The sequence below is a fragment of the Delftia sp. RIT313 genome (assembly GCF_000632165.1).
In the GTDB taxonomy this organism is placed as follows: domain Bacteria; phylum Pseudomonadota; class Gammaproteobacteria; order Burkholderiales; family Burkholderiaceae_C; genus Comamonas; species Comamonas acidovorans.
Map to the genome: position 1 here is coordinate 13,239 of NZ_JFYT01000002.1, position 18,940 is coordinate 32,178.

Here is an 18,940-nt window from a genome sequence, read left to right on the forward strand (position 1 = left end):
TCAGAGATGCATCGATGCGCGGCATCAAGGCATCAAGGTCGCGCAACTCGCACTCCCAACCACCAACACGTCCCAACCCAGCCCCCGCAATAGCACCAGTTGCACCGCTTCTAGCGCACGGCAGCCCTCCAACTAGGGCTACCAAAACTCCAGCGGCAGCTTCGGCATGCGAGCTAGTGCACAACCGCCACACATGAGCCCAAAGCAGCCGCGCACGAAAAGTGCTCTACGACTCCCCACGAAGACCAGGTTAGGTCTCCAGGGCAATTTTCGACCATGCAAGCGAATCGATACCCCAGCGCACCGCCAGCTCAGGCTGAGCATCACGGTATCGCAGCCCCGGACCCTTGCCAAGCGCTCGGACCGCTGCCGGCGTGTCAAAGTATCCATGCTGTGATTTTAAACAGTTAGAGGCCGCTGTATGGCGGTTCAACGTGATCCGCACCGCAACTTGTTCGTCTCACGGGCAGCACCGTTTGTGTCGCCTAGCAGTCGCCATGCTGCAGAGGCGGCAACAACTCATCCGGTTGTTCCTAGGCCCTGACGATGGCCTGCCATGAAACGGATTCCACAGCCAAAACAACCAATACGACGGATATATTGAGTATCCTATGGGCACCCAAGAGACACGAAGCCCACGCGCGGAGCGGCCGCGCCTGCAGGGGTTGTCATGGTTGTTGCGTCGCTCGTGGGGGTCATAGGGGCGATATTGTCCCAGTTCTGCGAGAACTTGGTAAACCGCCCCTGAACTTATCCCTGCAAGCTCAGCTATTGCGCTTGATCCCGAGCGCACCCAGCATCTGCTCGGTCTGCTTTTGCATCTGGTCCTGCATCTGGGTGAACATGTTCTGCGACTGCTCCATGTAGCTGCTCATCATGTTCTGCATGGCGGGCGGCTGCATGCGCATGAACTGGCTCCAGGCCTCGGGCGAGGTGCCCTGGGCCTGCTCGGCCAGCTTGTTCTGGAAGTCGGTGAACATCTGCACGTTCTTTTCCAGATACGAGCCCATGTAGCCCTGCATGGCATGGCCGTAGAAACGGATGATGTTGGCCAGCACGGTCTCGGAGAACATGGGCGCGCCGCCGGCCTCTTCTTCCAGAATGATCTGCAGCAGGATGCTGCGCGTGAGGTCTTCGCCGCTCTTGGCGTCCTTGACCACCACGGGCTCGTTGCTCATCACCAGCTGCTTGACTTCCGTCAGCGTGATGTAGGAGGACGTGTTGGTGTCGTAGAGACGGCGGTTGGGGTATTTCTTGATCACGCGCTGGGCGCTGGGGGCGGCGGCTGTTGTCGTCTCTTGCATTGCAATGCTTCTCCTCTTGTACGTGCTTGTACGGGCAATTGATCTATTGCACTGCAACAGATTCTAGGCAGCGCACACAGCACCTGGCGCAGCAGTAACCCTGATGGTGATCAACGCATGCGACAGAGCGAATGGCTGCCTTGCCGCCGTCCGGGCAAAAAAAATCCCGCTTGAAGCGGGATTTTCTGCAGCCCCTGGTGAGACTGCTTTGTTTGGTAGGCGCGATTGGACTCGAACCAACGACCCCCACCATGTCAAGGTGGTGCTCTAACCAGCTGAGCTACGCGCCTGTCGTTTGTTGAAGCCGCAAGTATAGCAGTGCAAAACAGGGCTTCCGGGCAAGTTGCGCAGTTTTTCCGATCACAGCACCCTGGCGCGTTCCAGCATGGCGTGCATCAGCACATTGCAGCCTGCGGTGATGTCGGCCGGCGTGGCATCCTCGATCTCGTTGTGGCTGATGCCGTCCTTGCAGGGGATGAATACCATGCCGGCCGGTGCCAGCCGCGCCATGTAGACCGCATCATGCCCAGCGCCCGAGACGACGGGCATGTGCGAGTAGCCCAGGGCCTTGGCGGCGCGCGCCACCGCATCCACGCAGTCGGCATGGAAGGGTTGGGCGGGGTAGCTGGACACCAGGTTGATCGCTATGGGCAGGCCCGTTTCCCGGCTGATGCGGTCGGCCACGGCGCGGATGTCGGCGTCCATGGCTTTGCAGTCGGCATCGGTGGCGTTGCGCAGGTCGATGCTGAATTTGACCTGCCCAGGAATCACGTTGCGGCTGTTGGGATGGACCTGCACCATGCCCACGGTGCCGCGCCCGTGGGGCGGATGGCGGTGGGCGCAGGCCACCACTTCCTGCATGAGCTGCGCGGCGGCCTGCAGCGCATCCTTGCGCAGGGCCATGGGCGTGGGGCCGGCATGGGCTTCCATGCCCGTGACCATGCAGTCGTACCAGCGGATGCCCAGCACGCCGGTGACCACGCCGATGGTCCTGGCGTTGTCCTCCAGCACAGGGCCCTGTTCGATGTGGGATTCGAAGTAGGCGCCGATCGGGTGGTCGCCCGGTTCCTGGCTGCCCACATAGCCGATGCGCTCGAGCTCGCCCTTGACGGTCTTGCCTTCGGAGTCGGTGGCCGCATAGGCATGCTCCAGCGTGAAGGCCTTGGCGAACACGCCCGAGCCCATCATCACCGGCACGAAGCGCGAGCCTTCCTCGTTCGTCCAGAAGGCCACCTCGATGGGCGCTTCGGTCTCGATGCCGTGGTCGTTGAGCGTGCGCACCACCTCCAGCCCCGCCAGCACGCCGTAGTTGCCGTCGAACTTGCCGCCCGTGGGCTGGGTGTCGATGTGGCTGCCCGTCATGATGGGCGGCAGGCTGTTGTCGCGCCCGGGCCGGCGCATGAAGCCGTTGCCGATCTTGTCGATGGTCACCGTCATGCCCGCCTCGCGCGCCCAGCGGGTCACCAGATCACGGCCCTGGCGGTCCAGGTCGGTCAGCGTCAGGCGGCAGACGCCGCCCTTGGGCGTAGCGCCGATCCGGGCCAGCTCCATGAGTGAATCCCACAGCCGGCTTCCGTTGACGCGCAGCTGCGCGATGTCCTGCTTCACTTGGGTATCTGTATCCATTGCGGTCTCCTTGTCATGCGGGCTTCAGCGCACCACGGCCGTGGGCTGCAGCGTGGCGGCGCGGCGCTGCACCGCGTCGAAGTTGGGGCCGAAGGCCGGGCGCTTGATATAGCGCCCCTTGCCCATCTCGGCACGCAGATCGCCCTGCGCATAGGCCACCACGCCCTGGCTGATGGTGTGGCTGGGCATGCCTTGCACGGTGCGCCCCTCGAAGATGTTGTAGTCGCCCTTGGAATGCTGGGTCTTGACCGACAGGGTGTGGGTGGCGGCAGGGTCCCAGACGACCAGATCGGCATCGGCGCCCACGCCGACCAGGCCCTTGCGCGGATAGATGTTGAACAGCCGGGCGGTGTTGGCCGAGGTGATGGCCACGAATTCGCTGGGCGTCAGCCGGCCGGTGTTCACGCCCGCATCCCAGATCACGGCCAGGCGCTCTTCCACGCCGCCGGTGCCGTTGGGGATCTTGGCGAAGTTGTCCCGGCCCATGGCCTTCTGCGCGGCGCAGAAGGTGCAATGGTCGGTGGCCGTGGTGTGCAGCTGGCCCGACTGCAGGCCCTGCCACAAGGCCTCCTGGTGGCCCTTGGCCCGGAAGGGCGGGCTCATCACGTGGGCGGCCGCCTTGGCGAAGTCAGGGTCGCGGTACACGCTTTCGTCGATCACCAGATGGCCGGCCAGCACCTCGCCATATACGCGCTGGCCACGCGCTCGGGCAGCGGCAATGGCCTGCGCCGCCTCGGTGCAGCTGACGTGCACCACGTAGATGGGCACGCCCAGCACGCCGGCGATGGCGATGGCGCGGTTGGCCGCCTCGGCCTCCACCATGGGCGGGCGGGCCAGCGGATGGCCCTCGGGCCCGGTGATGCCCATCTTGGCCACTTCCTGCTGCAGCAGGTAGACCAGCTCGCCGTTTTCGGCATGCACCGTGGGCATGGCGCCCAGCTCCAGCGCGCGCTTGAAGCTGTTCACCAGGGTTTCGTCGTCGCACATGATGGCGTTCTTGTAGGCCATGAAGTGCTTGAAGCTGTTGATGCCCTCCTCGCGCACCAGCGTGCCCATGTCGGCATGGACGCTGTCGCTCCACCAGGTTACTGCCACGTGGAAGGAGTAGTCGGCCGCAGCCTTCTCGGCCCAGCCGCGCCATTTGCGGTAGGCGTCCAGCAGCGGCTCCTGCGGATCGGGAATGACGAAATCGATGATGCTGGTGGTGCCACCGGCCAGCGCCGCCGCCGTGCCGGTGTAGAAGTCATCGGCCGTGACCGTGCCCATGAAGGGCAGTTGCATGTGGGTATGCGGATCGATGCCGCCGGGCATGACGAACTGCCCCGAGGCATCGATCACCTGCGCCCCTGCCGGCACCAGGGCCGCCACATCCGGCCCCACGGCCGCAATCGCCCCATCCACACACAGCACATCGGCCTTCTCCTGCCGGTCTGCATTCACCACCGTGCCGCCACGCACCCATACCGAACCCTGTGATTGACCCATAGCGTCATGCCTCCTGTTGGTTGGTCCGGCCTATGCCTTGCTCAGCGCGGGCGCGCCCTTGGTCACCTGGCCTGCCATGCCGATGCGGTAGACCACGCCGGCAATGAACAGGCCGATGAACCATGCGTAGTCATAGGCATGCTTGAAGAAATCACCCACGTTCGGGAATGCAGCGGGGAACGCCGCGTGCAGGAAGCCGGGCAGGTTGGGCGCCACGCCCAGGGCGAAGGCCGCCACGGCCACCCAGTTCCAGCCGTTGGAGTAGCGGTAGACGCCCTCTTCCCTGTACAGGTCTTCCACCACCAGCTGCTTTTTGCGCACCAGGAAATAGTCCACCATCAGAATGCCCGCGATCGGCCCCAGCAGGGCCGAGTAGCCGATCAGCCAGGTGAAGATGTAGCCCTCGGTCGATTCCAGGATCTTCCAGGGCATCATCACGATGGCAATGGCCACCGTCATGTAGCCACCCACGCGGTAGCTGATCTTCTTGGGCGCCAGGGCGGAGAAGTCATAGGCAGGCCCGACCAGGTTGGCCGCCAGGTTCACGCTCACGGTGTCGATCAGCAGCACGATCAGCGCGATCAGCACGGCCGCGCCCGTCATGCGGCTGGCGACATCCACGGGGTCCCACAGGGCCTTGCCGTAGATCACCACGGTGCCCGACGTCACCACCACCGCCAGCATGGCCAGCAGCCCCATGGGCACCGGCAGGCCGATGGCCTGGCCCACTACCTGGTCCTTCTGCGACTTGGCAAAGCGCGTGAAGTCCGGAATGTTCAAGGCCAGCGTGGCCCAGAAGCCCACCATGGCCGTCAGCGACGGCCAGAACACCGACATGAACTGGCCCGCCTTGGGGCCGCCCGGCGCGTACTGCGAAGGCTGCTCCATGATGGGGCCGAAGCCGCCGGCCTTCTGGTAGACCCATCCCAGCAGCACGAAGCAGATCAGGATCTTGAGCGGCGCAGTCCAGGTCTCCAGCTTGCGGATGGACTCGATGCCATGCACCACGAAGTAGAACTGGATCGCCCAGAACACCAGAAAGCACACCAGCTGCCCCACATTGATGCCCAGGCCCGCGATCTTCTCGCCTTCCAGCGGATGGCCCAGCAGCACGCCCAGCAGGGTGTAGATCATCATGCCGCCGAACCAGGTCTGGATGCCGTACCAGCCACAGGCCACCAGGGCGCGCAGCAGGGCGGGCAGCTTGGCCCCGTGGGTGCCGAACGAGGCACGGGCCAGCACGGCAAAGGGAATGCCGTACCTGGCCCCGGCATGGCCGATGAGCAGCATGGGAATCAGCACGATGAGATTGCCCAGGAACACCGTCATCACCGCCTGCGACCACGACATGCCGTTCGTGATCATGCTGGCGGCCAGCGTGTATGCCGGGATGCACATCACCATGCCTATCCACAGGGCGGCGAAGTGGTACCAGGTCCAGGTGCGCTGACTCGGCAGCGTGGGTGCGAGGTCGTGGTTCCACAGGCTGCCTGTGGACTCACCGGAATGCGGGGCATGCGACATTGCGAAGCTCCTTCTCGAAGAGAGAAATCACCAATCCATTGCTGATCCAGGGTCTGACCTTTTCCATCAAGCGCATTTCGTGCCAGGTCGGCCCGGATGCGGGCCGTGCGCCGACCTGCCGCAATGCCCCCTCTAGCCCTGCGCCGTCACGGCCTGGCGCATGGGGTTGTTCGGATGCGTGGTCCAGTTCGCATACTCCCCGGTGACCGTCTGGCCGGTGCGGGGGTCCACCTCGCCCGGCTGCAGGCTGCGCATGGTGATGCATTCGGGCACGGGGCAGATGGACACGCACAGGTTGCAGCCCACGCATTCGGTGTCATCCACCTCGAACCGGCGCACACCGCCCTCCTTGCTGAAGGTGATGGCCTGGTGGGAGGTGTCCTCGCAGGCCACGTGGCAGCGCCCGCACTGGATGCAGCTGTCCTGGTTGATGACGGCCTTGTCGATGTGGTTGAGGTTGAGGTCCTTCCAGTCCCTGACCGTGGGCACGGCCCGGCCCTGGAAGTCCTCGATGCGCGCAAAGCCGTGCGCGTCCATGTAGTTGGACAGCCCGTCGCACATGTCCTGCACGATGCGAAAGCCGTAGACCATGGCCGCCGTACACACCTGGACATTGCCGCATCCCAGCGCAATGTATTCGGCCGCGTCCTTCCAGGTGGTGATGCCGCCAATCCCCGAGATGGGCAGGCCCGCCGTCTGCGGGTCGCGCGCGATCTCGGCCACCATGTTCTGGGCGATGGGTTTCACGGCCGGGCCGCAGTAGCCGCCGTGCGAGCCCTGGCCGTCGGTGCTGGGGTGCATGACCAGGGTGTCCAGATTCACGCCCATCAGCGAGTTGATGGTGTTGATCAGGGACACCGCATCCGCGCCGCCGGCCTTGGCCGCCCGCGCGGGAAAGCGCACGTCGGTGATGTTGGGCGTGAGCTTCACGATCACGGGCAGCCGGCTGTACTGCTTGCACCACTGCGTGACCATCTGGATGTACTCGGGCACCTGGCCCACGGCCGCGCCCATGCCGCGCTCGCTCATGCCGTGCGGGCAGCCGAAGTTCAGCTCCAGCCCGTCGGCGCCGGTGTCCTCCACCATGGGCAGGATGCGTTTCCAGCTTTCCTCCACGCAGGGCACCATCAGCGAGGCGATCAGCGCGCGGTCAGGCCAGGCCTTTTTCACGCGGGTCATCTCCTCCAGGTTGGTGCGCAGCGGCCGGTCGGTGATCAGCTCGATGTTGTTCAGGCCCATCACGCGCCGGTCCTGCGCCATGAGGGTGGAGTAGCGCGGCCCGTTCACGTTGACCACATGCGGGTCCTCGCCCAGCGTCTTCCACACCACGCCGCCCCAGCCGGCCTCGAATGCGCGGGTGACGTTGATCTCCTTGTCCGTGGGCGGTGCCGAGGCCAGCCAGAACGGATTGGGGCTGGAAATGCCCAGAAAGCGGCTGCTGATGTCTGCCATGTCAATGCTCCTTGAAAAGCGCGGGCACAGCCGCTCAAACCCCGGCCGCCACGGCGCTGGTCAGCGCCTGGTGCATGGCTCGCGCGGCCACCTTGCCGTGCTCCACCGCCTGTACGGTCAGGTCCTGGCCACCCGCGCGGCAGTCACCGCCGGCCCACACGCGCGGCACGCTGGTGCGGCCTTCGTCATCGGTGTCGATGCGGCCGTCACGCAAGGCAATGGCCGCGCCCGCCGGCGTGCCGACATAGGTCTGGCCAATGGCCTTGAGCACCATGTCGGCCGGCACGTCGAACACCTCCTGCGTCACCTGCAGCCTGTCGCCCTCCATGCGGGTGCTGGCCATGCGCACGCCGCAGACCTTGCCGTCCTGCACCAGGATCTCCTGGGGCGCGGCCCACAGCCGCAGGTTGACGCCATGGGTCTGCGCCCATTCCTGCTCCACCCAGGAGGCGGACAGCGCATCCTTGCCCCGGCGGTAGAACATGGTGACCTCGTCGGCGCCCAGCAGCCGGGCCTGCACGGATGCATCCACCGCCGTCATGCCGCCGCCGATCACCACCACGCGCCGGCCCACCGGCACCGTGGATTTGTCGGCCGCCTGGCGGATGTCGGCAATGAAGTCCACCGCATTGCGCAAGCCTTCGGCCTGCGGCTCGGCCGCGCCCAGCGCATTGACGCCCGCCAGGCCCAGGCCGAGGAATACGGCGTCATGCGCCGCCAACAGCGAATCCAGCGTGAAATCTCGCCCCAGCCGCTGGTTGTTGCGCGGCGTGATCCCGCCAACGGACAGCAGCCAGTCGATCTCCTTTTGCGCAAAATCATCGGGAGTCTTGTAGCTGGCCAGGCCGTATTCATTGAGCCCGCCCAGCTTGGGCCGCGCGTCGAACAGCACCACCTCGTGTCCCTGCAGCGCCAGCTGATGGGCGCAGGTCAGGCCGGCAGGCCCTGCCCCGACCACGGCCACCTTGCGGCCCGTGGCGGCAGCACGCTGGAACAGCGGTGCACCATCGGAGGCCATGAAGGCATCGGTCGCATAGCGTTGCAATGCACCAATTTCGACCGGCTTGTCTTCCTGGGTGTTGCGCACGCAGGCCTGCTCGCACAGCTGCTCCGTGGGGCAGACACGGGAGCACATGCCGCCCAGCGGATTGGCCGTCAGGATCTCGCGCGCCGCGCCACGGACGTTGTCCTGGGCGATGCGGGCGATGAAGGCCGGCACATCGATGCTGGTGGGGCAGGCCGTGGTGCACGGCGCGTCATAGCAGTAGTAGCAGCGCTCGGCCTCGATCAAGGCCTGGGAACGGTTCAGCGCGGGATGGGCGTCGGAGAAATTGGCCGCGTAATCGGCCAGGTTCAGGCGGCCGGCGGCAATGCCGCAGGCGCGTTGCGCGGGGCTATCCATGGTGCATCCTCCAGAGTCAGGATTGAGGGCGTGAAAGGGGCCGCGGCATGCAGGTGCACGCTGGGCCATCTCGGACAACGCAAGGCGGGCCGCAGGAAGGACTCCTGAACGGCCCCGGATCCAACAACACAGTCTTCGGAGGTTTCATCGTGGTCCTCGCATGTGTGAGTGACGCCTCTTGTCGGGCGCACTGGGGGTGGAACGGAATTTACGCGGGTGAAAAAATTTACCAATCAGTAAAATCACCCAGAAAGTCGTCAGCAAGAAAGATGCCAGACAATCGCACCAAAATGGCGCCACTTATCCCGACTTACCATCTGCGCAATGGCAACCCTTTCTGACAATGCGCCCCCTTCCCTGGCGCGATCGGCCACGCGCAAACCCACGGCTGCACGCCTGCGCAAGGAACTGAACATCCTGCAGACGGCCGAGCTTCACTTTGCGCAATACGGCTTCGAAGGCGCATCGCTGGAACTGATCGCGCACGACGCCGGCCTGAGCCGCCACAACCTGCTGTACTACTTCGCCAGCAAGGAGGAGCTGTACCTGCGCGTGCTGGGCGACGTGCTGACGCAGTGGCTCGCCGGCATGTCCGACCTGCTGCGGGGCGACGACCCTGCGGAGGCCCTGCGCATCTACATCCGGGCCAAGCTGCAGTCCTCGCGCGAACGGCCCCATGGCTCCCGTGTCTTCACGCGCGAGGTGATGGCCGGTGCGCCCCGCTTCGGGCAGGCCATAGCGAGCCAGGTGGGCCCGGCGCTGGCGGCAGACGTGCAGGCCTTCGAGCGCTGGGTGGCGCAGGGCAAGATTGCCCGCGTGGATTTCACCCACCTGATGTTCATCCTCTGGTCCGTGACCCAGGCCTATGCCGATCAGCAGGCCCAGTTCGCGCTGCTGCTGGGCCGGCCGGAACTGACCGCCGACGACTACGACACGGCGGCCGATCTGATCTACCGGCTGGTAATCCGTGGCCTGCAGCCGGATACCGCGGCTCTCGCACAATGAGCGCATGAATCACAGCATCCGCCTGAGACCCCTGGAGCGCGAAGATCTGCGCTCCGTGCATCTGCTCAACAACAATGCCGCCATCATGCGCTACTGGTTCGAGGAGCCTTACGAGACCTTCGACGAGCTTTCCGCGCTCTATGACGCCCACGTGCACGACCAGACCGAGCGCCGCTTCATCGTCGAGCACCAGGGCGATCGCGCCGGTCTCGTCGAACTGGTGGAGATCGACCTGATCCACCGGCGCGCCGAATTCCAGATCATCATCGCCCCCGAGCAGCAAGGCCAGGGCATCGCAGCCCAGGCAACGCGGCTGGCGCTGGACTATGGCTTCAAGACGCTCAACCTGCACAAGATCTTTCTCCATGTGGACCAGGAGAACGAGAAGGCCATCCACATCTACGCGCGCATAGGCTTCGTGCAGGAAGGCGTGCTGATCGACGAGTTCTTCGCCAACGGCCAGTACCGCAACGCCATCCGCATGTACCTGCTGCAAAACGACTACCTGCAGGCACAGGCCGGGGTCGGCACCTGACCTCCTGACAGAGGAGCGCGGGCCCTGCCCGCCTCCTTGACCGGCAAGTCTCCCCATCATTGGCGGGCGCACAAACAAAAAAACCAAACAAAAAAGCCTTCTGAGTGATCAGAAGGCTTTTTGCATTCCATCTGGCAATGGAAAATTGGTAGGCGCGATTGGACTCGAACCAACGACCCCCACCATGTCAAGGTGGTGCTCTAACCAGCTGAGCTACGCGCCTGTGTTTGTTCGAGAAAGCGATTCTAGCACGGCTTTTTCAGCGTCCAGGCAAAAATGCCTGAACATGCTCAACGCCGCCGCGCCGAACGCACGCCCGCCACGGCGGCCACGATGCCCAGCACCTTGCTCAGGCGGCCCGAATCGGCCACCTCCACGGTGAAGGTCATCCAGGCCGTTCCCTTGACGGACTGGGTCTGCACGCCAATGACATTGGTCTTTTCGCGCGCAAAGACTTCCGAGATATCGCGCAGCAGGCCCTGCCGGTCAGCTGCCTCCACGGACACATCGACCGGGTAGACGGCCGAGGCCACGGTGGCCGCCTTGGGCTGGCCCCAGGCCACGTCGATCACGCGCTCGGAATTGCGCGCCGCCATCTCGCGGAAGTTGGAGCAGTCGGAGCGGTGCACGCTCACGCCCTTGCCGCGCGTGACGAAGCCCCGGATGTCGTCCGGCGGCGCAGGCTTGCAGCACTTGGCCAGCTGGGTCATCAGCGAGTCCACGCCAACGACCAGCACGCCGCCCTTGGGCGAGTCCGTGCCGCGCGCCTTGCGCACGAGGGTGAATTCCTCGGGTTCTTCCTCCACCTCGGCGGGCCGCAGCACGGTCTCGATATTGCGCAGCGAGTACTCGTCCTTGCCGACGACCTCGAACAGCGCATCTGCCGACTTGAAGCCCAACTGCACCGCCAGCTCCTCCAGCTTGACGGCGGTCTTGCCCTCGCGCTGCAGCAGCTTCTCGACGGCCTCCCGGCCGCGCGCCACGGTCTCGTGCGTGGCCTGGGCATTGAACCAGGCACGCACCTTGGCCTTGGCACGGTTGCTGGTCAGATAGCCCAGGTCGGCGTTGAGCCAGTCGCGCGAGGGGCGGCCTTCCTTGACCGTGGTGATTTCCACGGTCTGGCCGTTTTGCAGCGGCGTATTCAGGGGCACCATGGCGCCGTCCACGCGCGCGCCGCGGCAGCGGTGGCCCAGGCTGGTGTGCACCGAGTAGGCAAAGTCCACGGGCGTTGCGCCCTGCGGCAGCTCGATGACGGCCGCGTCGGGGGTGAGCACGTAGATGCGATCCTCGAACAGGCCGCGATGGTGCGCACCCGCCAGGTCGCTGCCCCAGGCCAGCAGCTGGCGCAGCACGGCGATCTTGGCGTCGTATTCACTGCTGGCCGTGACACCCGCATAGCCCTTGGTGCCCGCCTCTTTGTAGGCCCAGTGGGCCGCCACGCCGTGCTCGGCATGGTCGTGCATGGCCTGGGTGCGGATCTGGATCTCGATGGCACGGCCCGTCTCGTCGCGCACCACGGTGTGCAGCGACTGGTAGCCGTTGGGCTTGGGCTTGGCGATGTAGTCGTCGAATTCCGCCTCGATGGGCGTGAACTGCTCATGCACCCAGGACAGGGTGGCGTAGCAGTCCTTGATCGTGGGCACGACAACACGCATGGCGCGGATGTCGAAGACCTGGTCGAAGTTCAGCGACTTGCCGCGCATCTTCTTGACGATGCTGTAGATGTGCTTGGGCCGGCCCTGCACCGTGGCGCTGATGCTGTGCGCACGCAGATCGGCCTCCAGCCGTGCCCGCATCTGCTCCATGTAGGCTTCGCGCTCCACGCGCTTTTCATCGAGCAGGCGAGCCACTTCACGGTAGGTCTCGGGCTCCAGGAAGCGCAGGGACAGATCCTCCAGTTCCCACTTGATCTGCCAGATGCCCAGCCGGTTGGCCAGCGGCGCGAACACCGTCAGCGCCTCGCGCGCAATGCCGGGAGAGACCGGGCGCTTGCTGGCCGCGTAGTAGCGCAGCGTCTGCAGGCGCGAGGCCAGCCGCAGCAGCACGACACGCAGATCGCGCGAGAAGCCCAGCAGCATCTTGCGCACGTTCTCGGTCTGCGTGGCCTCATCGTCCAGATACTGGCCGCCCAGCTCGGCGCCGCGCGCCTGCTGCTGCACGCGCATGAGCTTGTTGGTTTCCACCGCCAGGGTGGCGAAGTTCTCGCCAAAGGCCTTGGCGATCACTTCCTGCGGGCGATTCAGGTGCACGCTGGCATGCACCAGATAGATCGCCGCCTGCATCGTTTCGGAGCCACCGATGGTCTTGAGGATGGCGGCCACCGCATCGGCATGGGCCATCGTGTTCTCGCCGGACTCCATGGTCTCGGTGGCGATCAGCGGCTCGGCAAAGCTGCGCGCGCGGGCCAGCGCGTTGACCTGTTCGGGCAGGGTCTGCGACGTGGCCGTGATCAGGTGCGGCAGCACCGCCGGCACCTGGCCCGGCGCGGCTGCGGCGGGCGAAGGCGCCTGCACGGCGGCCTCGCTGCTGGCGGTCTTCATTCGTCACTCTCCCTGGCCTGCTCGGCAAGATTCATGGTGCTTGGCAAGCGCTCTTCTCCCCATAAGAACCGGCACAGCAAGGCCACCTGCCCTGCTGCGACGAAGGTGGGCGCATGCCCCACCCCTTCAAATTCCACGCAATGCGCCTTCGGGCCGCGCTGCGCCATGGCCTGCGCCGTGGCCGCAGTCAGCAGATCGGACTGCGCACCACGAACTAGCAAGACGCGTGCCTTGATCTGGTCATACAGCTGCCACAACAGCGCTTCGCCGGCCTGGGCCATCTCGGGCGTCATCTGCTGCAGGGACACTGCAATCTGAGGGTCATAGTGCAAGACAAGGCCGCCATCGGCGGCCGGCCGCATCATAGGTCGCGTCAATCGCAACCATTGCCCTTCGCTATGTGGGCCGAAGCCTTCGGAAATCAAGAGCAGCGCATGGGCTGCCTGTTCAAGATTTTCAAAATGCACGCCCTTGCCCAGGTACTGACCTATGCGCTCCAGGGCAGACCACTCGATGACAGGCCCCACATCGTTGAGCACCAGCCTGCGGATGGGAGCCGGCAGCGGCAGCCCCGGCTGGCCTGCAAGCGCCATGCCGATCAGCCCGCCCATGCTGGTGCCCACCCAATCCAATTGTTCGACGGGCGCCTGCGCATGCACCTGGACCAGCAAGGCCAGCATGTCGGCTGCGTAAAGAGGCACCTGGTAGGCGGCCGGATCCTGCAGCCAGTCGCTTTCGCCACGCCCGACCACGTCGGGGCAGATCACGCGGGCGCGTTCGCTGAGCCGCTCGGCCAGCACGTCGAAGTCACGCCCCTGGCGCGACAGGCCGTGCACGCAGACCACGACATGGGGATGGTTCGGATCGCCGGTGCGATTCCATTCCCAATAGGCCATGCGGTGCGACGCATTCTCTTGAGCAGCCGGGCTGGCAGTACGGCTCCAGGGTGAGGCACGCCCGGCAACTGCCGGGCAGGATACGTAGTTCAGCGTAGGATGATTCATGGAAACGCATTCGCGGAGCCGGCGCCGATAATGGCTGTGTTGCATCGTACATTCATTCGGAGACTCTCTATGTTGAAAGGCAAGACCGCCCTCGTGACCGGTTCGACCAGCGGAATCGGCCTCGGGATCGCGAAGGCGCTGGCCCGCCAGGGCGCCAATATCGTGCTCAATGGTTTCGGCGATGTGGACGGCCCCCGTGCCGAAGTGCTGGCCGCAGGCCAGGCCGCCGGCGCCCAGGTCGCCTACCACGGTGCCGACATGAGCCGCGTGGCAGACATCGAGGACATGGTCCAGTACAGCGTGCGCAATTTCGGCCAGATCGACATCCTCGTGAACAATGCCGGCATCCAGCACGTGGCACGCGTGGAAGACTTCCCGCCCGAGCGCTGGGATTCCATCATCGCCATCAACCTGTCCAGCGCCTTCCACACCTCGCGCCTGGTCCTGCCCATGATGCAGGCGGCCGATGGCGGCAAGGGCTGGGGCCGCATCATCAACGTGGCTTCGGTGCACGGCCTCGTGGGCTCGGCGCAGAAGTCCGCGTATGTGGCGGCCAAGCACGGCATTGTCGGGCTGACCAAGGTCACGGCCCTGGAGAACGCCACCTCCGGCATCACCTGCAACGCCATCTGCCCCGGCTGGGTGCTGACGCCGCTGGTGCAAAAGCAGGTGGACGCCAAGGCCGAGCAGCACGGCATCAGCAACGAAGAAGCCAAGAAGCTGCTACTGGGCGAAAAGGAACCCTCGATGCAGTTCACCACGCCCGAGGAGCTTGGCGAACTGGCCGTGTTCTTTTGCTCGCCCGCCGCAGCCAACGTGCGCGGCGTGGCCTGGAACATGGATGGCGGCTGGGCTGCGCAGTAATCGCGGCCAGACAGGAGCACTGCCAAAAAAGGAGCGCCACGGCGCTCCTTTTTTCATGGATGGGTCACCCGGTCAGTACATCTGCACCGACCCCGAAACGTGGACCATCACCTGCGCCTTGCCCGCTTCCACGGACACGGCATCCATTTCCGCGCCGGCGGCCTTGGCGGACATGGCCATCATGCGCGGACGCGGCATGGGCACCGAGGTATCGCTGCTGCTCACGTTGACCTCGCGCAGGCTGTAGTTGGCAAAGCCGAAGCTCTTGGACAGCGTGGTGGCACGCTGCTTGAACTGTTCGATGGCCTTGGCCTGGGCCTCGCCCTCGACCTTTTCACGGGCCTCGCGCGACAGGCCGAAGCCCACTTGCGACAGCGTCATGTCCTGCACCTGGGCCGCCGTCTGCGTAATGCGCGCGAAGTCGCGGCCCTGCAGAAGAATCTCGGCGCGGCCCTGCCAGCCTTCCACCTTGTTGTCCTTGCCATAGCGCGGATAGATGCCGAAGCTGCCGGTGCTCACATCCATCTGGCCCGACTGGGCGCTGCGCTTGGTCACTGCCATGGCGGCCTCGACCACTTTCTGCAGCTGGGACTGGACCGTGGCCGCATCGCGCCCTTCGCGCGTGGCCGACAAGGTGGCGGTCAGCAGGTCCTGCACCACATCCACCGAGCCTTCTGCAGACAACTGCACCACATTGGCCGGCTGTGCCTGCGCCGAGGCGGCGTTCTGCGCCCAGGCACCGCTGGCACAGGCCAGCGCAGTGGCCGCGACCACGGACTTGACCCAGGGGCGGGACAGCTGTTTGGAAAGCTTGCTCATGCGTTCACCCTTTGAAATGAAAGGTAGTTCAGGGATACAACTGCATGCCGCCCTTTCGCTACGGCATGCCGCCAGATGGTGACAGGTGTGGAGCCGTTCAGGCCTATTCGTCCCGTCATTCACAACATTATTGCAACGATAAATGCATCAACGCGGCAAACCCATAGTTAAATATTCTAAAGACACATTTTCCGTTCTAAATTTAAACGCAACATCTGTAACACACGGCAAAAGTTCGGGGTTTTGACCAGACTTTTCAGCCCAAGCTGGTAACAATGGCGGCTGTTACAAATGACCGACCGAGGATGAACATGGCCACTACGACCAACCGCACCGACAAGATCCTGGTGGTGGATGACGATGCGCGCATCCGCGACCTGCTGCGCCGCTACCTGACGCAGGAAGGCTTCGAGATCATGATTGCCGAAGATGGCAAGGCGCTGAACCGCATCCTGCTGCGCGAAACAGTGGACCTGATCGTGCTTGACCTGATGATGCCCGGCGAGGATGGCCTGTCCATCTGCCGCCGCCTGCGCTCGGCCAATGACCGCACGCCCATCATCATGCTGACCGCCAAGGGCGAGGATGTGGACCGCATCGTGGGCCTGGAAGTGGGCGCCGACGACTACCTGGGCAAGCCGTTCAACCCCCGCGAACTGCTGGCGCGCATCCATGCCGTGCTGCGCCGCCGCCCGCCGCAGGAAGCGCCGGGCGCGCCTTCCGGCGACAACGAGGTGGTGAGCTTCGGCCCCTTCACCTTCGACCTGGGCACGCGCGTGCTGCAAAAGAACGGCGAGGAACTGCCGCTGACCACGGGCGAATTCGCCATGCTCAAGGCCCTGGTGCGCCACCCGCGCCAGCCGCTGTCGCGCGAGAAGCTGGCCCTGCTGGCGCGCGGCCGCGAGTTCGAGCCCTTCGACCGCAGCCTGGACGTGCAGGTCTCGCGCCTGCGCAAGCTGATCGAGGAAGATGCCGCCGCACCGCGCTATATCCAGACGGTCTGGGGTGTCGGCTATGTGTTCGTACCCGATGGCGCGAACTGAAATGCATCACCCCCTGAGGCGCTGCGCGCCTTCCCCCTCTCTCGCTCCGCGGGAGGGGGACGACGCCCTCGCCGCGAGGCGGCTCTTGCTCGGCGTCCCTGGGTTGGGGCCGTAACGTTTTATGTGCCGTTGACAATGCGCAGCGCCAAAACCTCACCCTGTCGACCGAGACAACCGGTAACGCAGGCTGGCCGGCACAGGCGTAATCTCGCAGCCGGCCCCTAGAATGACGAACCGCATTCCATGAGTTCCTTCACCGTCCCGCCCCACGACGCCACCAGCCCTGCGCCGCTCGACTACGAGCGGCGCATGACTGCGCGCTCTCCGCTGGGACTCAATCTTTTCTGGCGCACCTTCTGCCTGCTGGCCCTGTTGCTGGTGGGCAGCATCCTGGCGTGGCTGCAGACGCTGCGCGCCTTCGAGTTCGAGCCGCGCACGCTGCACACCGCCCAGCAGATCGCCTCGCTGGTCAACCTCAGCCGCGCGGCCCTGGTGCATTCGGATGCCATCAACCGTGTCTCGCTGATCAAGACCATGGCCGACCAGGAAGGCGTGCGCATTCTGCCGCGCGAGCCTGGCGACAGCTTCGAGCTGCTGGACCAGAGCACGCTGGGCAAGCGCCTGACCGAGGAGCTCACGCGCCGCCTGGGCTACGGCACCATCGTGGCGCGCAGCGTCAATGGTGAACCGGGTCTGTGGGTGGGCTTCACCATCAATGGCGACCGCACCTGGCTGCTGATGGACCGCTCGCGCTTCACACCGGCCAGCGGGCGCACCTGGCTGATCTGGCTGATCACGGCCGGCCTGCTGTCCCTGGCGGGGGCGGCAGCCATCGCGCGCCTGATCAACCGGCCACTCAAACAGTTGAGCTATGCGGCCAACCGCGTGCGAGATGGCGACTTCGACGCCAGCCAGCTCGACGAGGAAGCCGTCACCAGCGAGATCCGCGAGGTCAACATCGGCTTCAACCGCATGGCGCAGAAACTGGCCCAGCTGGAGCAGGACCGCGCGGTGATGCTGGCCGGCATCTCCCACGACCTGCGCACGCCGCTCGCCCGCCTGCGGCTGGAGACCGAGATGAGCGTGGTGGACGACGTGGCGCGCGAGCACATGGTGGCCGACATCGTGCAGCTCGACGCCACCATCGACAAATTCCTGGACTATGCCCGCCCCGACCATGTGACCCTCAACCCGGTCAACCTGCATGCCGTGGTGTCCTCCTGCGTCTATGCGGTGCAGGACCACCGCGAGCTGCAGATCAGCATGGCCGTGCCCGAAGGCGTCTATGTGCTGGCCGACGAGGTGGAACTGGCGCGCGTGATCTCCAACCTTTTCGAGAACGCACGCCGCTACGGCAAGACGCCCGAGACCGAAACCACGCATGTGGACGTGACGGCATCGGAGCGCGAAAGCTGGGTCGTAATTCGCATCCGCGACCATGGCCGTGGCGTGCCGCCCGAGCAGCTGGCCAGCCTGACCCAGCCCTTCTTCCGCGGCGACTCCGCGCGCACGGCCGCAGCGGGCGCGGGCCTGGGCCTGTCCATCGTGGACAAGACGGTGCAGCGCATGGGCGGCGTGTTTGCGCTGTCCAACTCCTCCACGGGCGGGCTGGTTGCACATGTGCAGTTGCAGCGTGCCTCGGGCGTGGCCAAGGGTGCCGAGCCCGAGCAGCGTCTGCAGCGCCCGCAGATCAAGCGCCAGTTGCCTCCGCGTGCGCAGGACGGCGCCCTGGACGGAGAGGACTGAGCCCGCAGCGCGCGTTCGTCAGATACGTTCGGCAGACACAAAGGCCCCGGCGATCATTGACCGATCGCCGGGGCCTTTTGCATGGGGATGGCACCCCGCTGGTCAGGCGCGGAACAGCAAGGCGGCGGCGCGCGCCTCCATGGCCTGTTGCTGGCCCACGGGCCCGAGCTTCTCGGCCGTCTTGGCCTTGACGTTGACCTGGTCCAGCGCCAGGCCCAGCGCCGTGGCGATGCGCTCGCGCATGGCAGGAATGTGCGGCGCCAGCTTGGGAGCCTGGGCAATGATGGTGCTGTCGATGTTGCCAATCTCCAGGCCCGTGGCGCGCACGCGGCGCGCAGCTTCCACCAGCAGCACCAGCGAATCGGCGCCACGGAATTCTGGGTCGGTGTCGGGGAAATGCCGGCCGATGTCGCCCAGCGCCGCGCCGCCCAGCAGCGCGTCGGTGATGGCGTGCAGCAGCACGTCGGCATCGGAGTGGCCCAGCAGGCCCAGTTCATGCGGCACCTCGATGCCGCCCAGGATCAGCTTGCGCCCGGGCACCAGGGCATGCACGTCCCAGCCCTCGCCAATACGAAAATTCATGTGAAACAT

The 18,940-nt window shown here is 65.2% G+C and carries 16 protein-coding genes and 2 tRNA genes; 5 read left to right on the plus strand and 13 right to left on the minus strand.

The genetic code is table 11. The annotated features are described in order from the left end of the window. Positions 1 to 138: 138 nt before the first annotated feature. From BW39_RS32260 to BW39_RS01915, 8 genes are all read right to left on the minus strand, one after another. Positions 139 to 390: a hypothetical protein gene (locus BW39_RS32260; protein WP_081816111.1), complete on the minus strand. Its 252-nt coding sequence runs from the start codon at positions 388 to 390 to the stop codon at positions 139 to 141. A 374-nt stretch (positions 391 to 764) separates the two neighbouring features. Next, the gene (gene phaR / locus BW39_RS01885; protein ID WP_043819348.1) at positions 765 to 1,304 is read right to left on the minus strand and encodes a polyhydroxyalkanoate synthesis repressor PhaR; all 540 of its coding nucleotides are present in this window, start codon (positions 1,302 to 1,304) and stop codon (positions 765 to 767) included. Between the two features lie 213 nt (positions 1,305 to 1,517). Then, a tRNA-Val gene (locus BW39_RS01890) sits at positions 1,518 to 1,594 on the minus strand. 70 nt (positions 1,595 to 1,664) lie between these two features. After that, positions 1,665 to 2,930: a Zn-dependent hydrolase gene (locus BW39_RS01895; RefSeq protein ID WP_043819349.1), complete on the minus strand. Its 1,266-nt coding sequence runs from the start codon at positions 2,928 to 2,930 to the stop codon at positions 1,665 to 1,667. 24 nt (positions 2,931 to 2,954) lie between these two features. After that, complete coding sequence (hydA, locus tag BW39_RS01900) at positions 2,955 to 4,415, minus strand: dihydropyrimidinase (RefSeq protein ID WP_043819351.1); 1,461 nt, start codon at positions 4,413 to 4,415, stop codon at positions 2,955 to 2,957. 30 nt (positions 4,416 to 4,445) lie between these two features. Continuing rightward, entirely contained in the window at positions 4,446 to 5,939 is a 1,494-nt protein-coding gene (locus BW39_RS01905) for an NCS1 family nucleobase:cation symporter-1 (RefSeq protein ID WP_013803149.1), read from the minus strand. A gap of 132 nt (positions 5,940 to 6,071) precedes the next feature. Then, positions 6,072 to 7,391: an NAD-dependent dihydropyrimidine dehydrogenase subunit PreA gene (gene preA, locus BW39_RS01910; RefSeq protein WP_013803150.1), complete on the minus strand. Its 1,320-nt coding sequence runs from the start codon at positions 7,389 to 7,391 to the stop codon at positions 6,072 to 6,074. Between the two features lie 34 nt (positions 7,392 to 7,425). Next, a complete protein-coding gene (locus BW39_RS01915) occupies positions 7,426 to 8,793 on the minus strand; it encodes an NAD(P)-dependent oxidoreductase (RefSeq protein WP_043819353.1) in 1,368 nt (455 codons plus the stop codon). 324 nt (positions 8,794 to 9,117) lie between these two features. On the opposite strand from BW39_RS01915, the gene BW39_RS01920 reads away from it, so the two are divergent. Continuing rightward, positions 9,118 to 9,798, plus strand: a complete 681-nt coding sequence (locus tag BW39_RS01920) for a TetR/AcrR family transcriptional regulator (RefSeq protein ID WP_013803152.1) — start codon at positions 9,118 to 9,120, stop codon at positions 9,796 to 9,798. 4 nt (positions 9,799 to 9,802) lie between these two features. Continuing rightward, on the plus strand, positions 9,803 to 10,333 hold the full coding sequence (gene speG, locus BW39_RS01925; RefSeq protein ID WP_016445275.1) for a spermidine N1-acetyltransferase: 531 nt from the start codon (positions 9,803 to 9,805) through the stop codon (positions 10,331 to 10,333). A gap of 146 nt (positions 10,334 to 10,479) precedes the next feature. Here speG and BW39_RS01930 read toward each other — a convergent pair. The 3 genes from BW39_RS01930 to BW39_RS01940 form a co-directional block, all read right to left on the minus strand. Next, positions 10,480 to 10,556: transfer RNA gene (locus BW39_RS01930), tRNA-Val, on the minus strand. A 67-nt stretch (positions 10,557 to 10,623) separates the two neighbouring features. Continuing rightward, the gene (locus BW39_RS01935) at positions 10,624 to 12,873 is read right to left on the minus strand and encodes a RelA/SpoT family protein (RefSeq protein WP_013803154.1); all 2,250 of its coding nucleotides are present in this window, start codon (positions 12,871 to 12,873) and stop codon (positions 10,624 to 10,626) included. Beyond that, positions 12,870 to 13,877, minus strand: a complete 1,008-nt coding sequence (locus tag BW39_RS01940) for an alpha/beta fold hydrolase (protein WP_200871497.1) — start codon at positions 13,875 to 13,877, stop codon at positions 12,870 to 12,872. The genes BW39_RS01935 and BW39_RS01940 overlap by 4 nt, the downstream gene beginning before the upstream one ends. A 69-nt stretch (positions 13,878 to 13,946) precedes the next feature. Between BW39_RS01940 and BW39_RS01945 the strand changes: the two genes are divergently transcribed. Continuing rightward, the gene (locus BW39_RS01945; protein ID WP_012204702.1) at positions 13,947 to 14,741 is read left to right on the plus strand and encodes a 3-hydroxybutyrate dehydrogenase; all 795 of its coding nucleotides are present in this window, start codon (positions 13,947 to 13,949) and stop codon (positions 14,739 to 14,741) included. A 72-nt stretch (positions 14,742 to 14,813) separates the two neighbouring features. Here BW39_RS01945 and BW39_RS01950 read toward each other — a convergent pair whose 3' ends face one another. Beyond that, positions 14,814 to 15,560 carry an SIMPL domain-containing protein gene (locus BW39_RS01950; protein WP_043819357.1) on the minus strand — a complete coding sequence of 249 codons (747 nt, stop codon included), beginning with the start codon at positions 15,558 to 15,560 and terminating at the stop codon, positions 14,814 to 14,816. Positions 15,561 to 15,865: 305 nt separating this feature from the next. Here BW39_RS01950 and ompR point away from each other — a divergent pair, with 305 nt between their 5' ends. Continuing rightward, on the plus strand, positions 15,866 to 16,603 hold the full coding sequence (gene ompR / locus BW39_RS01955; RefSeq protein ID WP_017404718.1) for an osmolarity response regulator transcription factor OmpR: 738 nt from the start codon (positions 15,866 to 15,868) through the stop codon (positions 16,601 to 16,603). A 243-nt stretch (positions 16,604 to 16,846) separates the two neighbouring features. Beyond that, positions 16,847 to 18,349, plus strand: a complete 1,503-nt coding sequence (locus BW39_RS01960; RefSeq protein WP_012204699.1) for an ATP-binding protein — start codon at positions 16,847 to 16,849, stop codon at positions 18,347 to 18,349. A 102-nt stretch (positions 18,350 to 18,451) separates the two neighbouring features. Here BW39_RS01960 and ispF read toward each other — a convergent pair whose 3' ends face one another. Further along, on the minus strand, positions 18,452 to 18,931 hold the full coding sequence (gene ispF, locus BW39_RS01965; protein ID WP_013803157.1) for a 2-C-methyl-D-erythritol 2,4-cyclodiphosphate synthase: 480 nt from the start codon (positions 18,929 to 18,931) through the stop codon (positions 18,452 to 18,454). Between the last annotated feature and the right edge of the window lie 9 nt (positions 18,932 to 18,940).